This window comes from Chryseobacterium polytrichastri, assembly GCF_900142445.1.
Classification (GTDB): domain Bacteria; phylum Bacteroidota; class Bacteroidia; order Flavobacteriales; family Weeksellaceae; genus Chryseobacterium; species Chryseobacterium polytrichastri.
On the sequence record NZ_FRAV01000031.1, the window covers coordinates 30,706 to 50,966 of the forward strand.

18 protein-coding genes are annotated in these 20,261 nt (G+C 33.9%); 8 read left to right on the forward strand and 10 right to left on the reverse strand.

The window, feature by feature from the left end; translation table 11 throughout:
• The first annotated feature begins 156 nt into the window (after window positions 1-156).
• A complete protein-coding gene (locus BUB80_RS17215; protein ID WP_083547220.1) occupies window positions 157-3,777 on the forward strand; it encodes a fibronectin type III domain-containing protein in 3,621 nt (1,206 codons plus the stop codon).
• Between the two features lie 97 nt (window positions 3,778-3,874).
• Here BUB80_RS17215 and coaE read toward each other — a convergent pair whose 3' ends face one another.
• The 4 genes from coaE to ruvB form a co-directional block, all read right to left on the reverse strand.
• Window positions 3,875-4,501: a dephospho-CoA kinase gene (gene coaE / locus BUB80_RS17220; protein ID WP_073295437.1), complete on the reverse strand. Its 627-nt coding sequence runs from the start codon at window positions 4,499-4,501 to the stop codon at window positions 3,875-3,877.
• A 9-nt stretch (window positions 4,502-4,510) separates the two neighbouring features.
• Window positions 4,511-5,377 carry an MBL fold metallo-hydrolase gene (locus BUB80_RS17225; protein WP_073295440.1) on the reverse strand — a complete coding sequence of 289 codons (867 nt, stop codon included), beginning with the start codon at window positions 5,375-5,377 and terminating at the stop codon, window positions 4,511-4,513.
• Between the two features lie 103 nt (window positions 5,378-5,480).
• Window positions 5,481-6,089, reverse strand: coding sequence for an FMN-binding negative transcriptional regulator (locus BUB80_RS17230; protein ID WP_073295443.1), 609 nt, complete (start codon window positions 6,087-6,089; stop codon window positions 5,481-5,483).
• Window positions 6,090-6,289: 200 nt separating this feature from the next.
• Window positions 6,290-7,312, reverse strand: a complete 1,023-nt coding sequence (gene ruvB / locus BUB80_RS17235; RefSeq protein ID WP_054511546.1) for a Holliday junction branch migration DNA helicase RuvB — start codon at window positions 7,310-7,312, stop codon at window positions 6,290-6,292.
• 137 nt (window positions 7,313-7,449) lie between these two features.
• Here ruvB and hutI point away from each other — a divergent pair, with 137 nt between their 5' ends.
• The 5 genes from hutI to BUB80_RS17260 all read left to right on the forward strand — a co-directional run bounded on the left by hutI (window position 7,450) and on the right by BUB80_RS17260 (window position 12,401).
• A complete protein-coding gene (gene hutI / locus BUB80_RS17240) occupies window positions 7,450-8,673 on the forward strand; it encodes an imidazolonepropionase (protein ID WP_073295445.1) in 1,224 nt (407 codons plus the stop codon).
• Window positions 8,674-8,743: 70 nt separating this feature from the next.
• Complete coding sequence (gene hutG, locus BUB80_RS17245) at window positions 8,744-9,664, forward strand: formimidoylglutamase (protein WP_073295448.1); 921 nt, start codon at window positions 8,744-8,746, stop codon at window positions 9,662-9,664.
• Between the two features lie 134 nt (window positions 9,665-9,798).
• A complete protein-coding gene (locus BUB80_RS17250; protein WP_073295450.1) occupies window positions 9,799-11,091 on the forward strand; it encodes an aldehyde dehydrogenase family protein in 1,293 nt (430 codons plus the stop codon).
• 186 nt (window positions 11,092-11,277) lie between these two features.
• Complete coding sequence (locus tag BUB80_RS17255) at window positions 11,278-12,072, forward strand: hypothetical protein (RefSeq protein ID WP_073295453.1); 795 nt, start codon at window positions 11,278-11,280, stop codon at window positions 12,070-12,072.
• Between the two features lie 8 nt (window positions 12,073-12,080).
• On the forward strand, window positions 12,081-12,401 hold the full coding sequence (locus tag BUB80_RS17260) for a hypothetical protein (RefSeq protein WP_073295456.1): 321 nt from the start codon (window positions 12,081-12,083) through the stop codon (window positions 12,399-12,401).
• 59 nt (window positions 12,402-12,460) lie between these two features.
• On the opposite strand, the gene pyk is transcribed toward BUB80_RS17260, so the two are convergent.
• Genes pyk through BUB80_RS17285 form a run of 5 tightly spaced genes read right to left on the reverse strand, consistent with a single transcriptional unit; the run spans window position 12,461 to window position 16,641 of the window.
• Complete coding sequence (gene pyk / locus BUB80_RS17265) at window positions 12,461-13,906, reverse strand: pyruvate kinase (protein ID WP_073295458.1); 1,446 nt, start codon at window positions 13,904-13,906, stop codon at window positions 12,461-12,463.
• Window positions 13,899-14,372: an IPExxxVDY family protein gene (locus tag BUB80_RS17270; RefSeq protein WP_073295461.1), complete on the reverse strand. Its 474-nt coding sequence runs from the start codon at window positions 14,370-14,372 to the stop codon at window positions 13,899-13,901. The genes pyk and BUB80_RS17270 overlap by 8 nt, the downstream gene beginning before the upstream one ends.
• Window positions 14,350-15,111, reverse strand: a complete 762-nt coding sequence (gene rnc, locus BUB80_RS17275; protein ID WP_073295463.1) for a ribonuclease III — start codon at window positions 15,109-15,111, stop codon at window positions 14,350-14,352. Before rnc ends, BUB80_RS17270 begins: the two co-directional genes overlap by 23 nt.
• Window positions 15,112-15,120: 9 nt before the next feature.
• The gene (gene fabF, locus BUB80_RS17280) at window positions 15,121-16,365 is read right to left on the reverse strand and encodes a beta-ketoacyl-ACP synthase II (RefSeq protein ID WP_073295466.1); all 1,245 of its coding nucleotides are present in this window, start codon (window positions 16,363-16,365) and stop codon (window positions 15,121-15,123) included.
• Between the two features lie 36 nt (window positions 16,366-16,401).
• Window positions 16,402-16,641, reverse strand: coding sequence for an acyl carrier protein (locus BUB80_RS17285; RefSeq protein WP_002976354.1), 240 nt, complete (start codon window positions 16,639-16,641; stop codon window positions 16,402-16,404).
• Window positions 16,642-17,053: 412 nt separating this feature from the next.
• Here BUB80_RS17285 and BUB80_RS17290 point away from each other — a divergent pair, with 412 nt between their 5' ends.
• Entirely contained in the window at window positions 17,054-17,950 is an 897-nt protein-coding gene (locus tag BUB80_RS17290; RefSeq protein ID WP_073295468.1) for an oxidoreductase, read from the forward strand.
• A 73-nt stretch (window positions 17,951-18,023) separates the two neighbouring features.
• Window positions 18,024-18,827: a helix-turn-helix domain-containing protein gene (locus BUB80_RS17295; RefSeq protein WP_073295471.1), complete on the forward strand. Its 804-nt coding sequence runs from the start codon at window positions 18,024-18,026 to the stop codon at window positions 18,825-18,827.
• Between the two features lie 679 nt (window positions 18,828-19,506).
• Here BUB80_RS17295 and BUB80_RS17300 read toward each other — a convergent pair.
• Window positions 19,507-19,935, reverse strand: a complete 429-nt coding sequence (locus BUB80_RS17300) for a hypothetical protein (RefSeq protein WP_073295474.1) — start codon at window positions 19,933-19,935, stop codon at window positions 19,507-19,509.
• Between the last annotated feature and the right edge of the window lie 326 nt (window positions 19,936-20,261).

Consider the following 20,261-nt stretch of genomic DNA (forward strand, 5'->3'; position numbering starts at 1 on the left):
GATTCAATACTTAAAACATTTGACAGCTTGTCAAGCTACCTGTTTTCTGTAAAAAATATAATTTTCCCAAGAAAGAATTATATTAATAAATATACAGAAAACCTAATGATAGATTCAAATTATATTGGTACTCAATTTCATTTTAATATTTAATTTATGAAGAAACTTCTACTTATTTGCCAATTGCTCTTTTGCACATTTCTCATGGCTCAAGTCAATTACTCACAAAATTGGACTGCCGCGGGACTTAATAATTGGACGTCTACAGGCTCTGTTTTTTCTAGTACTACTACTGCAAACCAGATTTGCGGTACTACTGGGGGAACAATACGAGGAAATAGATACAGTGGAAATGCAGGAGATTTTACTTCTCCTAATATTCCAGGAAATAATCAAGGTGTTATAACAATGTCTTTTGATTATAAAGTTACCGATTGGTCTGCTGGAACAGTTGCAACTACTGCTGCAAATGTTGGTACTATTGAAGTACAATATTCAAGTAATACTGGAGGGCCTTGGTATACTGCTTACACTGTTAACTCTACAAATCACGTAGCAGCGAATACTTGCGCAACGAGAACTGTAACATTCAGTCCCTCAGCAGGTAATTTGTATGTGAGATTTTATGTAACATCAGCTGCTAGCGGAGATAGTTATTATTATTTTGATAATGTCACAATGACTCAAGGTGCAGCTCCAACTTGCTTGGCTCCGTCTGCTATTACATTGACCAATACGGCAGCAACTAGCGCAAATATTTCTTGGACAGCTCCTGCTACTCCACCTGCAAATGGTTATGATGTATATTATAATACAACGGGTGTGGCTCCCACAGGTGCTACTGTTTTAAATGCGACCAATTCTGTACAAACTACTGCTACAAGTGCAACTATTCAACCATTAATACCTATTACAACATATTATGTTTGGGTAAGATCTATCTGTAGTGCAACCGACAAAAGTACATGGACCCCAATGCAGTCATTTATGACTTTGTGTGTACCTGTATCTGCTCTTCCTTGGACAGAAAACTTTGATGCAATGACAACTTTAGGAGCAGGGATTGTTCCACCTTGTTGGAAGCAGATTACTGGAACTAGTGCATGGAATTCTTCAAATGCTACAGCGTCTAGTACGTCTCCTGGAGCGAGGTCTGTGCCTAATTATATGAGAATTGCATATGGTAATACAAATGCCAGCCAACTCTGGACACCAGGTTTTGCATTGACTGGAGGTAAAGTGTATGAATTTTCATTTTATTATCATACTGGCGGAACAGATAGTAGTAATATAGGATTTACAGGTAATGTTTTGGTAAATTCTTCACAATCTTCTGTAGGAGCTACAAACTTAGGAACATTCATCACTTCAACACAAGGTACTGCTAATTATACTCAGTATAAAATATATTATACTCCTACAGTTACAGGATCATATAATTTTGCTGTAAATGCATCATCGAATGGTACTCCTTGGTATTTAGGTGTTGATGATTTCAAAGTGAGAGTTGCCCCAACATGTACAGACCCACAAGGTTTAACAGTTTTGAATACTACAACTTCAAGTACTACTATACAATGGACACTACCAACTCCTGCGCCTGCAGGTGGTTATGATGTTTATTATACTACAAGTGCCGCAACTCCTGCTGCAGGCGTTACACCTCAATATTCTGGTGTTACCGGACCTACCCAATTAATAACCGGATTAGCTGCAAGCACAACTTACTACATTTGGATAAGAGCAAGATGTAGTGCTACAGATATTGGTGATTGGACAGGACCTCTTTCGGTTTACACGAATTATTGTGTTCCTACTGGAGGCGCATTTTCAACAACCACTTATTTGAAGAATATTACAACTACAGGAGGATTTACCAATCTTGCTTATACTGCTTCCACATATAGTGCATATGTAAACAATTCTGCTACAAGTTTCTCTGCTTTACCGGGAACTTCTGTAAATGTTAGCATGAATTCTGGGACAAGTTCGTACTATTATTATTTATGGATAGACTGGAATAATGATATGGTGTTTGATCCTCTAACGGAAACGGTTTATTCTACAACTAATGCTGGGACAGCAACAACTGCTATTAACACTACTGGTCACCCTTCAGGCTCTTACAGAGCTAGATTTGCAACAGGGCAGTATGGGGCTTTGACTCCTTGTGGGGCATCTCCTTATGGTAATTATGTGGACTTTACTTTTGTTATTAGACCTTGTTCAACTACGGCACCTACCAATGTGTATGTAGATACAGTTAGCCATATTGCTGCAACGGTACATTGGACAGCTTCTACAAATAATCTTGCCTATAAAGTATATTGGAGAGAAGTGGGAACTACTGGATGGCCAAATTCATCTGTAGTACTATCACCACCTACAAACAGTTATGTTATTACAACAGGTTTACTGCCTGCTAAGAACTACGAAGCAATAGTTGTTGCTATTTGTAATACTACGGAAGGTACGGCTACTCCTGTAGCATTTGCTACAAAATGTGATCCTACACCTCCAAATGTTACTATATCTGCTATTACTTCAAACTCTGCATTGATAACTTGGTCACCTCTTGCAGCAAGTTCAACATATGTAATGAGATGGAGAATTGTAGGAAGTGGAGCAGGGGGATGGAATCCTAATATACCTTTACCTGTAGCTCCTGCAAATACCTACACTTTAGGAGGATTAGACCCTTATGTTTCTTATGAGGTTCAAATAGCAAATATTTGTACTGGTGGTACGCTTAATCCATGGTCAAATCCTAAGGTGTTTACAACAGAAAGAATATGTCAGCAACCGCCTCCAGGATTAACCATTAGTAATCTTTCTCCTACTTCAGCAGTTGTAGTTTGGGATCCATTCCCAGGAGCAACGTATATCTTAAGATATAGAAAAGTGGGTATTCCGGGTTGGACAGTTGTACCAGTTCCAATAAACACTCTTACATTAACAGGATTGTTGGAATTAACGAAATATGAAATGCAGGTTGTGAATGTGTGTACAGGTACTCCGGGTACTTATACTCCGCCTTACTTCTTTACAACGCCAACTGTAACTTACTGTAACATGGTTTCTGCAAGTGCAGCAAATGAATTTATTTCAAAAGTAACAGTGAAACCAAATGGCAAACCTATGATGGAAAATACTTCGTTAGCATCTACTTATACAGATTACACAGGTAATCCTGCTAAATTTATAGAACTAATTCAAGGATCTACAGGAAATGAAATTTCTATTGAAAAATCATGGTTAGGTGCAAACAATGAAGAAGGTATTGCAGTTTGGATTGATTTTGACAGAAACGGATATTTCGATATCAATGAAAGAATTCTTGCTTCGGCTCCTAATACAACGACTCCTATTAAAGGAACATTCAATGTACCTGCAGATGCGTTTATCAGTTTAACTGATTATAAATATGTGGTGATGAGAGTCGCATTGCAGAAAGGTGCTATTCCTGTAAACTGTACAAACTTTACGAATGGAGAAGTTGAAGATTACACAGTGAGAATTTCTAAGACGGCTGTTCCTAGTGGTGTTAATCAAGATGATATTATGATTTATCCTAACCCGGTAAGCTCAGTATTGTACGTTAAGAATATTAGCACAAAAGGGAATTATAAGATTTATAATTCAGCAGGACAATTAGTGTCTAAAGGCATTATCTTGAATAATAAGATAGATGTAAGCAACTTGATAAATGGAGTGTACGTTATAGACATCGAAGATGCTAAAGGTACAATTCAGAAGAAATTTATTAAAGAAAAATAATTAACTATTAAAAATAGAATAAGCTCTCAGAAATGGGAGCTTATTTTTTATCAGATCAATAAAAAACTCGCTAGATTGTTTCTAACGAGTTTTTGTTTTATTCTATATCAAAGATGATTCGTTCGGTTTGTTCCTTTAAATCTTCCAAATTTGTATTGTTGTAAATGATGCAGTCTGCCATCTTTATCTTATCTTTTTCAGGCATTTGCTTTTCCATAATGGTTTCTACTTCACGGTAAGTTTTTCCGTCTCTGTCCATCACTCTTTTTGTTCGTATATTATCTTCAGCAGTGACGAGAAGAGATTTGTAGCATTGTTTATGAAGTTTTAATTCAAACAATAAGGCAGTTTCTTTAAAGACTAAATATTTAGACTGTTTTGCCAGCCATTCTTCAAAATCAATTCGAACTGCAGGATGAATGATTTCATTCAATTGTTGAAGAAGATCTTTATTGTTAAAAACTTTTTCTGCAACAAATTTTCTGTTGTAAATTCCATTTTCGTCGTAAGATTTTTCGCCTAAAAGTTCCTTAATTTTAAACTTTAATTCTTCATTCTCATTAACGATTGTTTTAGCTCTGTCATCCGAGTAATAAACGGGAAATCCAAACTCCTCAATAAAATGGGCAACGGTAGTTTTTCCTGAACCAATTCCACCCGTTAAACCAATGATCTTGGATGATGGTGGTTCTGTACTTTTTGTTTCTGAATGTAATTCTTCCATACTTAAAAATTAATATCCAAAAACGTCGTTAAAGCTAAAGGTTTCATCGAGTCTAACTCCTTTTTTAGTCATTTTAAGACTTGCCAATTCGTTATGAGCATCATGTTCAAAGAACAATAAATATTCGTTATCTACACATTGTTTAAGGAATTTTCCTTTTTCCTCCATCGTTAGAAGAGGTCTTGTATCATAACCCATCACGTATACCTGATTGATGTGTCCAGCAGTTGGAATAAGGTCTGCTGCGAAAACAATCGTTTTTTCCTGATATTGGATTACGGGAAGCATTTGCTTTTCTGTATGCCCGTCCACAAAAATAACGTCCATTTTCAAGTCTGGAGCAAAACCATAATTTCCGTTTGCCGGAAGGGGTAAAAAGTTCAGTTGCCCACTTTCCTGCATAGGAAGAATATTTTCTTTTAAAAAGCTTGCTTTCTCTCTGGGGTTAGGCTCAGTAGCCCATTGCCAATGGTTTTCATTGGTCCAGAAGTGGGCATTTTTAAATGCAGGTCTATAGCCTGTTTTGTCATCATTCCATTCAATAGCGCCACCACAGTGGTCAAAATGAAGATGAGTCAAGAAAACATCTGTAATGTCTTCTTTTACAAAACCATATTTACTTAAGTTTTTATCTAAATTATCATCTCCCCAAAGAGAGTAGTGACCGAAGAATTTATCATCCTGCTTGTTTCCAAGACCACAGTCTACCAAGATTAATTTTTTGCCGTCTTCAATTAGTAAAGAGCGGGTTCCCAATTCAATTAAATTTTTTTCGTCTGCTGGGTTTGTTTTCTCCCACAGACTCTTTGGGACGACACCAAACATTGCGCCGCCGTCCAGCTTAAATTTTCCACATTGTATCGGATATAACTTCATATATATTTTGATTATTTTATTTTAATTAATAAAAATTATTTGATGTTTCTAAATTATAAAACTTTAATGGAAAGTCTAATATTTAGATTATAAATTCTGAGATCTATTTAATGAGTTTCATTTTTTCAGCAATCTTTTTCCCATTCTCATCTGAATTTTCAAGATTCGAAATAATATTTTCAAAGTCTGCTTCTTTTCTGTTTTGAGAAAGTTTTTGCTTAATAAATATTTCAGTAGGAATGATTTTCATGCCAAAAGCTCCTTTCATTTCCTTTTCTACAAACGCTCTTCCCATCTTATCTACAAACATGGGACACTTCTGGAAGGTTTCATATTTTGAGGTTAACTTTTCAAGGTGGCTGTAAAGCTCTTCTTGATTCATTAGTTCTACTTTTCCGTAGATCTGAACTGCTTCATAATTCCATGTTGAAACATTAATATGATCATACCAACTGCTGGAAATATAGGTGTGAGCTCCAAGGAAATCACACAGAACTTCATCTCCATTTTTTAAGGTTTTAGCTTGTGGATTAGCTCTGGAAATATGAGACTCAATATAGATGTTTTCAGGATCATCTTCATTAAGCATCATCATTGCATGCGTTGCTCTGATTTTATCTAGTGAAGAAATAAGTAGAGCAAAAGAATTTTCCTTGATGATCTCTTTCATCAATTCATAATCCTCACTTCTGTATAATTTAGGGATAAACATAAATTTTCTTGTACTTTATTTTAATCACAAAATTTATAAACGCCTAAGTTTTTAGCAAATGAAATTTTGAAAATATGAATTTCACATGAGAAGAAAATCAAAGATTTTTCAAGCTTATGTGTTATTTTATTCGTTTCACTTTTAACTTAAAACTTATGTGTTACAATCTTTTGTGTCTTTTGCGGTTAAAAAACTTAAATCTAGAATAATTCTCCTGGATTTCTAGGAATGGCAATGTTTAAATGTTTGTATGCTTTATCAGTAACTTCCCTTCCTCTTGGCGTACGAATGATAAACCCTTCTTGAATCAAGAACGGTTCATACACTTCTTCCAATGTTTCAGGATTTTCCGCAATAGATGTAGCCAAGGCTGAAATTCCGACAGGCTTTCCCTTGAAATTTTCAATCATGACACGCATAATTTTATTATCCATTTCATCTAATCCAAATTCGTCTACATTTAAAGAGTTTAAGGCGTATTTTGTAATATTAATTTCAATTTCACCATTTCCTTTTATTTCTGCAAAATCACGAACTCTTCTCAGTAAAGCATTAGCAATTCTGGGGGTTCCGCGACTTCTTCTTGCAATTTCAAGAGCAGCATCTTCATAAATCTTTACGCCTAAAACTCTTGAACTTCGGATAATGATCATTGATAAAAGTTCAATAGAATAATATTCCAATCTGCTTTGAATACCGAATCTTGCCAACATTGGTTTCGTCAGCATACCACTTCGGGTTGTTGCGCCTACTAATGTAAATGGATTTAGGCCAATTTGGACACTTCTCGCATTAGGTCCGCTTTCTAGCATAATGTCAATCTTATAATCCTCCATAGCAGAATATAAATATTCTTCTACAATGGGAGATAGACGATGAATCTCATCAATAAAAAGGACATCATTTTCTTCAAGGTTAGTTAATAAACCGGCTAAACTTCCAGGTTTATCCAACACAGGACCTGAAGTTATTTTGCAGTTTACGCCCAATTCATTGGCGATAATGTTGGCTAAAGTAGTTTTACCCAAACCTGGAGGGCCGTGTAATAGAACATGATCAAGAGCTCCGCCACGTTTTTTTGCAGCAGTAACAAAAACTTCAAGATTTTCCAACGTTTTTCTCTGTCCGGCAAAATCGTTAAAGCTCTGGGGACGAATTTGTTCTTCCTGTATAAGCTCTTCGTGGGAGTAGTTTTCTTTATCTGGATGTAAAAAATCTGGCATTAATTCATTTCATTTACTTCAAAGATAGGGAATTTAGACTTAGGTTGAGGTAAAGCTTAAAGTAAAAAATGAAGCGTAAAAGATATTTTTTGAGTATTTTTGGTTGAAAATTTTAAACCCATTTTTAGGATAAGCAAATGAAATTAATAGGACCATTCAAACAAGTTGTAACACTTGCAAATCTTCCTTTAAGAGGAAAGTTGTCAGACGAACAAATAGAGATTATCGTAGATGGTGGAATTTTAATTGACAACAATAAAATTCAAAAAGTTGGAAATTTTGAAGAATTAAAAGCAGAAAATCAATATATAGAGATCGAAAAAATAGAAGGTGAACAAATTGTTCTTCCTGCTTTTGTAGATTCTCACACACATATTTGTTTTGGCGGAAATCGTGCCAATGATTTCGCAATGAGAAATGCAGGCAAAACCTATTTGGAAATTGCTGAAAGTGGTGGCGGAATCTGGAGCTCTGTTCAGCATACAAGAAATGCTTCTGAGGAAGAATTACTAAAAACCTTACTAGAAAGAATTGATTTCTTGATTTCTCTTGGAATTACTACAATTGAAGTAAAAAGCGGATACGGACTGGATGTAGAAAATGAAGTGAAAATGCTTCGAATGATTAAAAAAGCACAAGCACAAACGAAAGCTACTTTGGTTCCGACTTGCCTTTCAGCACATTTAAAGCCTCGAGATTTTGAAGGAAGTAACCAAGAATACCTAAATTATATCATCACTGAAATTTTACCAAAAGTAAAAGAAGAAGATTTAGCCAAGCGAGTAGATATCTTCATTGAAAAATCTGCTTTCCAACCTGAGGAAAGTAAAGCCTTTTTACTTGAAACTAAAAAGCTAGGTTTTGATATTACGGTTCATGCAGATCAATTTACGCCTGGAAGTTCAAGAATTGCGGTAGAAGTTGGGGCAAAATCTGCAGATCATTTGGAAGCTACGATTGATGAGGATATTGAGTTTTTAGCACAATCGGATACGGTTGCTACAGCGCTGCCGGGTGCTAGTTTAGGATTGGGAGAAAAATTTACACCTGCGAGAAAATTATTGGATGCAGGAGCAATATTAGCTATTGCTAGTGATTGGAATCCTGGTTCTGCTCCGATGGGAAATTTAATTACCCAAGCCTCTATCTTAGCCACTTTTGAAAAACTGACTACAGCTGAGGTTTTAGCGGGAATGACTTTCCGCTCGGCATTCGCACTTGGTTTGGACGACAGAGGAAAATTAGAAAATGGATTGAAAGCCGACTTTGTTACTTTTAAAACGAGTAATTTCCAGAATGTTTTATACAATCAAGGGAGCTTAAAGGCTGAGCATATTTATATTGACGGAGTTATAGTCTAACCGTATACTTTGTCATGCTGAAAGCATCTAAACACACACATGATAAAAAACGTGTAAAATTATCAAAAAAATGAATAATATTTGGCAAGGTAGATTTGACGGAGAAGAAGCTCTTTTCCACAGAGTTTTTCAGAGAGTAAAAGAAGAAAATAATTACGATACTATTTCAACTAATGATTTCGTTTTGCACGGGTTTGCTGTGGAAGAGGGGGTGAGAAGAAATAAAGGAAGATTAGGTGCGAAAGATGCTCCAGATATTATCAGAAAAAATATGTCTAATTTTCCTGTAATTCTTCCTGATTTTACATTGCTTGATTTTGGAAATGTTACTTGTGAGGATGGGGATTTAGAGGATACTCAAAACACACTTGCTAAGAATATTTCAAAAGTTCTTTTGAAAGGGGGGAAATCACTTGTTTTTGGTGGTGGGCATGAAGTAACATACGCCCATTATTTAGGAGTGAAAACTGCTTATCCAGAACAAAAGATAGGAATCATTAATATCGATGCTCACTTTGATAACAGGCAACCTGAAAATGGAGTAGGAGCGAGCTCTGGAACCGGATTTTGGCAGATTGCTCAGGAAGGGGAAATCAATTCTTTACACATCGGAATTCAGAGAAATTCTAATACGCTTAAATTATTTGACACTGCTCATCAATACGGGATGAAATACATTCTGGCAGATGAATTGTTTTTTGAAAACCTTTCGTCTATTTATCAAAGAATCGATGAATTGCTAAACGAGGTAGATTTTGCCTATCTCACTATTTGTATGGACGTTTTTAATGCTTCTATTGCGCCGGGTGTTTCGGCAGCTGCCTATAACGGAATTTTTGCTGACGCTACATTTATGCATTTTTACAGACATATTTTAAAGAATCCTAAATTGATTGCGTTGGATGTGGCAGAAGTTAATCCAAGCTATGATATTCAGGATAGAACGGCAAGATTAGCCTCTTGCTTGATGAATGAATGGTTTATGGTATAACAAAACTTATTTATTCAATAGAAAAAATCATTATTTTATTTAATATAAAGGAACAAATTTTGTTGCTTTCATCATGCTTTTAAAAGAAAAGCATTTATAAATTCATTATTTGAATTTAAATTGAGAATTACGTTATGGAACAATTAATTGAAAACAAGCTTATTAAAGCTGACTTGGCTTTTTCGAGTTGGAAAAAAATGTCGTTTGAGGAAAGACAAGTATTAATCAGAAAAGCTGCTGAAATTTTAAAGAATAATTCTGAAAAATTTGGTACAATCATTACCACAGAAATGAACAAACCCATTTCGCAATCTATTGCTGAGGTGGAGAAATGTGCGTTAATGATGAATTATTATGCTGATGCAGAAAATATTTTAAAAGCAGAAAAAATTGATTCTGAATTTACGTATTCTGAAGTTCATTATGTTCCAAAAGGAGTTATTTTAGGAGTAATGCCTTGGAATTTTCCTTTTTGGCAGGTATTGAGATTTGCTGTTCCTGCAATGTTGGCGGGAAATACGGTTGTTCTGAAACATGCCTCAATTTGTTTTGGAAGTGGTAATGCAATTGAAGAAGTATTATTAGAAGCTGGTTTTCCAGAAGGTGTTTTCCAAAATCTGGAAGTTGGACATACAGAAGTAAAAGGAATTCTTGAGCATGAAATTGTAAAAGGAGTAAGCCTTACGGGTAGTGGAAAAGCTGGAGGAGAAGTGGCTTCAATAGCAGGTTTAAATATCAAAAAATCATTACTTGAATTAGGAGGAAGTGATGCTTTTATTATTTTTGATGATGCAGATTTGGATGAAGCTGTAAAATCAGGTGTAAAATCAAGGCTGCAAAATTGTGGACAAACTTGTACTGCTGCAAAAAGATTTATTATTGATGAAAAAATAGAAGATGCATTTCTTCCAAAATTTATCGAAGAATATAAAAAATACATTCCTGCAGATCCGATGGATAAGGAAACCTTAATTGGTGGAATGGCAAGACCTGATTTAGCAGATGATCTGGAAAATCAATTTACAAGAGCGTTAGAAAATGGTGCCGAAATTATTATTCCATTGGAAAGAATTTCTGACACTGAATTCAATCCTGGGTTAATAAGAGTACAAGAAGGAAATCCTATTCTTCAGGAAGAACTATTCGGGCCATTAGGAATGATAATGATCGCTAAAACGGATGATGAAGCTTTACAGATGGCAAATGATATTCCTTTCGGGCTTTCTAATTCAGTTTGGACAAATAATAAAGAGCGTCAACTATTCTTCATTGAAAACTTAGAATCAGGAACGGTAAATATCAACAGAATGACAAGTTCTGACCCACGTTTTCCTTTTGGTGGTACAAAGTCTTCAGGATATGGAACTGAACTTTCTTTGCATGCTTTAAAGGAGTTTGTGACCGCTAAAACAATTGTAGGGAATTAATGTTGTGTAAAAATTGATTAATAATAATGTTTTCCATGGTTTATAATAAGAACTACTGTGATTTCAAGGATTTTTTTATACAAAGAAAATATTTACTGTTTTCTTATAAAAATGTTTTATTCACACAATTTTGATTAAGTATTTTTTTTATATAGTTTTGAAATTCTAAATAAAAAAATTATAACCATGAAGAAGTTTGCTGTTTTATCGGCGTTAATTATCTCATTATTTGCTTGGAATGCATGTAGTGATAATAATGAAAATTTATCTCAAAATGAAGAGGTGAAAGTTGAAACATTTAAAAATTCTAAAGATTTATTTAAATTTTCGACTATTCATAGTCAGTTACTTAGAGAAGCTGATAAAAAAATGAAATCTAAGGCAGATTTTATATCTTTAAGTAAAACATCTAATTCTGTTGACACCCTTGAAATAGTTCATTTTTATGAAAAAGAAGCGTTCAATTATTTTTCGAACAATCCCATTAAATTCAATGGAGAAACAATTACTATAGATAATTGGGTTTCTGTTGATGATAAAGTTAAAATGAATATTGTAAGAGACTTTGATAGTAAAGATCCGATATATATATCAACTGATGTGAAAAATTATTATAACGAAATTAAAAATATTATTGATAAGTCTGATGAACCATCTGATGTAACAGTTGCCTTAGAAGGAATGTTTACTAAATTAGAAAGAGAAAAATTTTCGAATCAAGATAAGCTAGCGATACAACTTATGATTGGGGTTGCTAATGATTCTTTTGAATATTGGTATAATTATGCACAAATTAATCCAGATCCAAAATCAAAAAGTTTCTGGACTAGGGGTAACATTTATGCTGATGTTGTTGCGGGTGCTCAATCAGCCTTATGGGGTGGGGCTGTAGCTGGTCCTCCAGGGGCTATTATGGTTGGTATTAGCGGTGCATTTATTGGTTCTGGAGTTAAGCAAGCTTTAAGTAATGTTTTGAATTAGACTTATATATGAGTGAAAAAAAAATTACGATTATTAGAAAGCCCTATATGCCCGATTATTATAGAAATTACCGTATCTATTGCAATCGGAAACGTATAGGAGATATTGAGCTTGATTCGGAATTTAGTTTTCAAATAAATGAAGATTCAGAAATCTGCTTAAAAATTGATTGGTGTCGAAGTAATATAATTAAAATTGACAATTCCTTCAGTGATGATATAAAAATAGAAGTGTTTCCAGCAGCAAGAGGATGGAGAATGTTATTTTATTTTTATTATATGAGTCTTGGATGGAAAAATTATTTGACATTAAAAGTACTCAAATCATAAATATATAAAAACAAAAAACTCTCGAGAATATCGAGAGTTTTTTGTTTATGTGATTGAGATTAAACCGTAGTCAATCTTAATGTATTCGTTTTACCACCTTCATAAGATGGAGTAGCGTTGATGTTGATTACGAAATCTCCAGTTTCAATATAACCGTGATTATGCGTCAACATGTTTACTTGGATAATTGTTTCATCCGTAGGCTTTTTCATATCATAGTAATAAGCACGAACTCCCCAAAGTAGGTTCAACATCGTGATTACTCTTTTATTTCCACTGTAAACAATAATATGAGAATTGGGTCTGTGTGCAGAAAGTTGGAAAGCTGTATATCCAGAATGCGTTAAAGTAACAATCGCTGAAACGTTTGTTGTTTTTGCAATTCTAACCGCTGCAAGACATACTCTGTTTGTGATGAATCTCTCATCAATACAGTTATAGTCTTTCTCCATTGGCTCATTCTTGTGTTGATAGAAGCTAGTCTTCTCAATATTCAATACAATCTTAGCCATATTTTCAACAACCTGAATAGGATATCTACCTACAGAAGTTTCTCCTGAAAGCATTACCGCATCAGCACCGTCCAATACAGAGTTGGCAACATCGTTTACCTCTGCTCTTGTTGGGGTTAAGCTATTGATCATCGTCTCCATCATTTGAGTTGCGATAATAACCGGCTTAGAATAGAATCTTGCTTTTTCAACCAAGTTTTTCTGAATCGCAGGAACTTCTTCCATTGGAACTTCTACTCCTAGATCTCCACGAGCAACCATCAAACCGTCACATTCTAATAGAATTTCGTCGATGTTTTTAACACCTTCTGGTTTTTCAATTTTAGCAATAATTGGTGTTTTAAATTTCCCGTTTGGATGCTTCTTGATAAGCTCTTTCAAGTCAATAATATCCTGAGCATGACGAACGAATGATAAAGCAATCCAATCAACCTCCATGTCTAGCATGAAATTAGCATCCTGAATATCTTTTTCCGTTAGTGCAGGAAGAGAAACATTTGTATTAGGTAGGTTAACTCCTTTTTTAGAACTTAAAGGTCCCCCTTGAATTGTCTTTGCTTTTACTGTATCTATTTTGTTGGTTTCAATAACCTCCAACATTAGTTTTCCGTCATCAATAAGGATTTTTTCACCAACATTTACGTCCTGAGGAAATTGTTGGTAAGTCATATAAACCTTAGTAGAATCTCCTTCCATCTTTTCATTGGTGAAAGTTAGAATATCTCCAGGATTAAGATAAGATCCCTCTTTTACAACGCCTACTCTTAACTTAGGACCTTGTAAGTCTCCTAAGATACTTACAGAATATCCATGTTCTTTATTTAGTTCTCTAATACTATCAATATTAGTACGAACCAAGTCGTAATCTGCGTGAGAAAAATTTATTCTAAAAACGTCAACGCCTGCTCTCATAAGTCCTAACATTACTTCTTTTGATGATGAAGCCGGTCCAAGCGTTGCGATAATTTTTGTCTTCTTTAAATGCTTATTCATAATACTGGATAATTTGATAAAGTTCTTCGTCAGAACTTAGTGTGTAATCTTGAATTGGAAACACAAGATTTTCAGGGAGCGAAATTACGGAAAAATCAGTAAACTGTTCCGAACTATGCAGAATATATTCTACATCTACCTGATTATTTAATAAAAATTTAACATTCTGTTCTTCTGTGAAGAGTTCAGTTTGTGATTTTTTTTCTCTACTTTCGGTTGATTTGTTGGAAATGAAAGTAAAACAAGTCTTTGTAAACTTGTGGTATGCTTCAAATCTTGAAAAATAATAATCATAATAAGCGCCATGAAAAATCCAATCTTTTTTTCTGGAAAAATTAAGGTCGTTAATTTGATTTATTTTGTAAAAAAACTCATGATCGGGTACATTTTTGGCTAATCTTACCAATCCTATGGCAATATCTTCAAATTCTGTATCGTCTAGATCATATAGTTTTTGAATTTCCAAGTATATTCTCTTTTTTGTTTAAAATATAAAATGCCCTCTGCGCTGCCTTTTCCTCTGCTTTTTTCTTGGAAGTTTCCGAAGCATTAGCAATTTTATCGTCTCCAAGCCATACATGACATCGGAATACGATAGCTTTATTTACTTGGATCTCTTCGCAAGTTTCGTACTTTATATTCACTTTTTTCTTTTGGCTCCATTCGAGCAAAAGACCTTTGTAGCTTACAATTTTATTTTCAAGCTTATTTATTTCGGATGGCGTTAAAAGTCTTTCCAATATGATTCTTTTACAAGTTTCATATTGAAAGTCTAGATAAACAGCACCGATTAATGCTTCAAATAAATTTCCGGAGATATTCTCACCTAATGCTACAGAGCCTTGTTTTTGTAATAGATCTGTAAGTTTTAAGTCTTCACCTAGCTTATTAAGATTCTTCCTATTAACAATTTTAGATTTCATTTGTGTTAGATATCCTTCATTAGCTTGAGGATATGCTTGAAACAAATGACAAGAAATAATTGTACCCAAAACAGAATCTCCCAAAAATTCAAGTCTTTCGTAATTACTGTCTTGATTTTTAGAAGAGCTTTTTAAAGAAAAAGCTTCACGGTAAAGGTCAACATTTTGCACCTCAGCACCAAGCACCTTATTCAGGTGTGTACTAAGAAATGAATCTCTTTCCGATAATTTTCTTTTTCTTTTTTTGAGAAGGAATTTAGAAAAGTATTTCTGTAACTCCATTCAGTAAATTTAGATTTTCGTAAATAGAACGCAAGCATTGTGCCCACCAAATCCAAAAGTATTACTCATGGCTACTTTTACGTCTTTCTTCGCGGCTTCGTTAAATGTAAAATTAAGTCTGCTGTCGATCTTTTCATCATCAGTAAAATGGTTGATGGTAGGAGGAACAATACCATGAATAATAGTTCCTAATACAGCAATAGCCTCAATAACTCCGGCAGCACCCAAAAGGTGACCTGTCATTGATTTTGTAGAATTAATCTGAATGTTGTAAGCATGCTCTCCCAATAATTTTGAAATCGCGCTAGATTCTGCAACGTCTCCTAATGGAGTAGATGTACCATGCATGTTGATATGATCTACTTCATCAGCAGTTAGCCCTGCGTCTTCTAAGCAATTTTTCATTACTAAATAAGCTCCTAAACCTTCAGGATGTGGTGCTGTCATGTGATGTGCATCTGCACTCATACCGCCACCTTTTAATTCTGCATAAATTGTTGCTCCACGTTTTACCGCATGTTCATATTCTTCAAGAATAATAGCACCTGCACCTTCACCTAATACAAAGCCATCTCTGTCTTTATCAAAAGGTCTTGAAGCTGTTTTAGGATCATCATTTCTTGTAGAAAGAGCCATCATAGCATTAAATCCGCCAACACCACTAGCTGTAACGGCTGCTTCAGAGCCTCCGCATACAATCACGTCTGCTTTTCCTAGTTGGATTAGCATCTTTGAGTCAATAATAGCATTTGCAGAAGAAGCACAAGCAGAAACAGTAGTATAATTTGGTCCGTGGAAACCATACTCAATAGAGATGTGTCCAGGAGTAATATCTGCGATCATTTTAGGGATGAAGAAAGGATTAAATCTAGGAATGTCTGTATTTGCCCATCCTAAAACTTCTGTTTCAAAAGTTTCTAAACCTCCGATTCCTGAACCCCAAATTACGCCGACTCTGTTTTTGTCTACATTGTCTTCCATGATTCTAGAATGTGTAACTGCCTCTCTGGCAGCCACCATTCCAAGCTGAGTATTTCGATCCATTTTCTTTGCTTCTTTCTTATCGAAATGTTGCAATGGATCAAAATCTTTCACCTCACAAGCGAATCTTGTCTTGAAGTTTTTGGCATCAAAAAGAGTAATCGGAGCAGCACCGCTCTCACCTTTAAGAAGATTTTCCCAGTATTCTTTTGCATTATTTCCAATCGGTGTTATTGCGCCAAAACCGGTTACAACTACTCTTTTTAATTCCATAAACTTTTTAAATTTTCTTTTTTGTTGAAGAGAATATTATTTATTTACTACTTCTTCGATATAAGCGATAGCGTGCCCTACAGTAGTAATTTTTTCAGCTTGATCATCAGGGATTTGAATGTTAAATTCTTTTTCAAATTCCATAATTAGTTCAACTGTATCCAATGAATCAGCTCCTAAATCGTTAGTGAAGCTAGCTTCAGGAGTTACTTCTGTTTCTTCAACGTCAAGCTTATCAGCGATGATAGCTTTTACTCTTGATGCAATGTCTGACATAGTAAATTATTTTTTTTAATTGTTAGATGCTGCAAATATATAAAATTCTTTACGATAAAACATTTTTTTAGTCTTTTTTGTGGGTAGACTATTCTTATTTTAAAGCTGAAAGTTTTAGTCTTTTAGTTTTCAGGGGGTTATATTTTAATATTTTTTATGCTTAGATAATTAAATAAATAATATACTCTATCTATCTGTGTAGATGGATTTAGTTTTTGGGTTAAAATAGTTTTTTTAAGGTCTTAAAATGTTTTTTGATAGAAGTTTTATATTCGTTTTTGTTCTTGATAATTCTTTTTGCCAGCAAAATAATTTTTTAAATGACTCTTTTGGCAAAGTGAAATTGAGCTTTTTAACAAAGTAAAGATGTGTTGAATTGATGGAAATTTGTATCAAATAAAATTCAATAAAAATGAAAAATGTTTGGTTTATTACAGGAAGTTCAAAAGGTTTAGGAAAAAGCCTTGTTGAAGAAGTATTATCAAAAGGAGATTATGTAGTTGCGACTGCCAGAAATCCTGAACAATTAAAAGATTTGTCAGAGCAATATCCCGATCAGTTGCTGGCTTTGCAATTAGATGTGCAGATTAAAGAACAGATTTATGATACGGTTGCAGAAGCAATAGGTCATTTCGGTAGAATTGATGTTTTGGTAAATAATGCAGGTTTTGGAATTACAGGAGCTACTGAAGCATTTACAGATGAACAAGTGCGAAGTCAGTTGGAGGTTAACTTATTTGCTCCGATAGAAGTGACAAGAGCGGTATTGCCTCATATGCGTAAACAACGTTCCGGACGCATTTTGCAAATTAGTTCTGTTGGAGGAAGGGTAGGAAATGCCGGGCTTTCTATTTATCAGGCTGCTAAATTTGGACTTAGTGGTTTTTCAGAGTCTCTAAATAAAGAAGTTTCCCCTTTAGGGATTAAAGTTACTTCGGTTGAACCTGGGGGCTTTCGTACCGATTGGGCTGGTCCTTCAATGAGTTTTGCAAAAGATGTGGAAGGATATGAAGAAACTGTGGGTGGTATTAAACAATATTTAACATCAGGAAAATTTCTTCCAATGGGTGATCCTGCAAAAGCGGCAAAGGCTATGGTTGATTTAGTAAATCATCCTAATCCGCCTGTTCATTTGATTTTAGGAAGTGAAGCTGCCACTATTTTGAAAATGGCTGATGAGAATAGAAAAGAAGAATTTGAAAAATGGCTGGATGTTACTGTTTCTACAGATCATGATGAAGCGGTGAATGTTTTTGAGTCTGAATTTGGAAAGCAATATTTAGCGCATAAAGGGATTGCTCTAGAATAAATATATATGAATGATGGGGTTGGAGGTGGATTTCTGTAACCTCATCATTTGATTTTAATTATATTTGTATTACATGAAATCAACAAGAGAAAATCTGGGAAATATTGTTTATTCCTGCTATGCGCAGCTCAGCAGACAGGGCGAACATTTTGTTCCCGATCATGTGTTGAGTTACCAAATTGCTGGAGATCTGACTTTCAATGATGGGATTAATGATTATTCAGCCACCGATGGTTCGATACGTTTTTTAAGAAGAAATCAATTGTTGAAATTCACAAAAATACCTCCTGCGAATGGAGATTTCAAGTCCTTATCAATTTGTCTTAATCAGCAAATACTAAAAGATTTCAGCTTGGAATATGGATTAACCTCCGAAAAGAAGCAATTTAGTCAACCATTATTACTAATCAACGAAAATGTTTTGTTGAAAAATTTCATGGAATCTTTGTTGGTTTATCAATTATCAGATCAGCTTTTGGATAAACGTTTGGTAGAATTAAAAATAAAAGAATTGCTTATTCTATTACTTCAATACGATCCAGAATTAAAAAATATTTTATTTGATTTTAATGAGCCTGGAAAAGTGGATATTGAAGCTTTTATGAACAAAAATTATCACTTTAATGTACATTTAGACCGTTTCGCTTATCTTACAGGAAGAAGCTTGGCTACTTTTAAACGCGATTTTGAAAAAGTTTTTAATTCGACTCCAGGGAAATGGTTGCTTCAAAAAAGACTTCAGGAGGCACATTGTCTTTTGGAAAAAGGGAAAATGGCATCCGATATTTATATGGATCTTGGGTTTGAAGATCTTTCGCATTTTTCATTTGTATTTAAAAAGCAATACGGATTATCCCCGAGTAAGGTAATTTCCTAAATTATTAGTAGTCTTTAGTTAAAAATTAAATTGATTTTGAATAAAAGAAAAAGAGAATCTATACCTACAGATTCTCTTTTTTAGTGTGGAGTTGGAGGATATAAAATTATTCCCTATTCATAACGGTTTACAATAATGAATTTATGTTTGCTACCACCATTGTTACCACATATATTTGTATGTCTTCAAAAGAAATTCGATTTTCTATGAGTGATCTTTTATAGGTTTAATTTTAAACTGATTATAAATTTTATTTGGTAATTCTTTTGAATATTGGTAAAAGTATAAAATTTTTCTCGTAAAAAAAGCTAGTAACTCCACTCAACTTCTCAGAATTTACCTACTTCATTTTTCTTGTGAGAATATTTACTTTTAAATATTTCTCTGTTAGGAGACTCCAAAAAGTATGAATTTTTGGTTGAAAAAAATGGGGATTTTCCTACTTTAAATTTCAATTAAAAAGTTTAAAGACTTCTTTAATAAAAACGTAGCAGCACTATAGTTTTGTTTCCAAATGGAAAACGAAACTACATACAAAAACAAAAACCACCGCTATTGCAGTGGTTTTCTGATATAAATTCCCAGTGGAATATGAGCAAGATACTCATACCAGCGTTGGGGTATAAAATTTTTGCACCAAAATAGATGACAACTCTAGGACATCATTACCATCTGGATATTACAAATCAAAATACGTATTAATATGTTCATTATCCTCTTGATTATTAAGATTACACTCCACAATAATTACATGTTTGTTTGCTAAATCAATATAATTTTCGAAGATTTTCTTTATATTATCAATTAAAAACTCAAAGGATTTCATATGGAAGCCGATATTACTAACAACAATATTATTCTTCTTTCCATCTATTATCAATTTAAGTAGAATAATATTTAATTTACCTAACATGTCATCAACTCTAATTTCAATATTAGTTAATTGATTAAAAAGTTGTATTAATTTATTCCTTTCATTTTTATTAATATCTTCATAAAAATAAGATATTTTTACAGCATGTTTATAACTAAAGTTTACAAAAATATATTTATCTTCATTTGCTAAAGTTTTTAAATCTTTTGAGTTTATTATAGATATTTTATTCATTACTTCGTTGGTTTTACAGGGAATTTATATACTTTTCCATAATTAATTGGATTTGCATTATCAAATTTAGCATTTTTCATAAGTATGTCCATGTATTTATAGTCACCAGTTAATATTTTATATTGGATAGCAGAATTCATTCTATGGTTACCATCATTTAAATAAAATTTTCCCTCCCATTTAAATCCTGCTACTCCTACAGGCTGATTAAATGTACCATTCATCATTTGTTCTAAATAATTTGCTGTTATAGCTGGATCTATTCCTGAATTAAGACTTTTGAAACCTTGAGCTCTTGCTTCTGCTGCAATTTTTGACGTTATAGA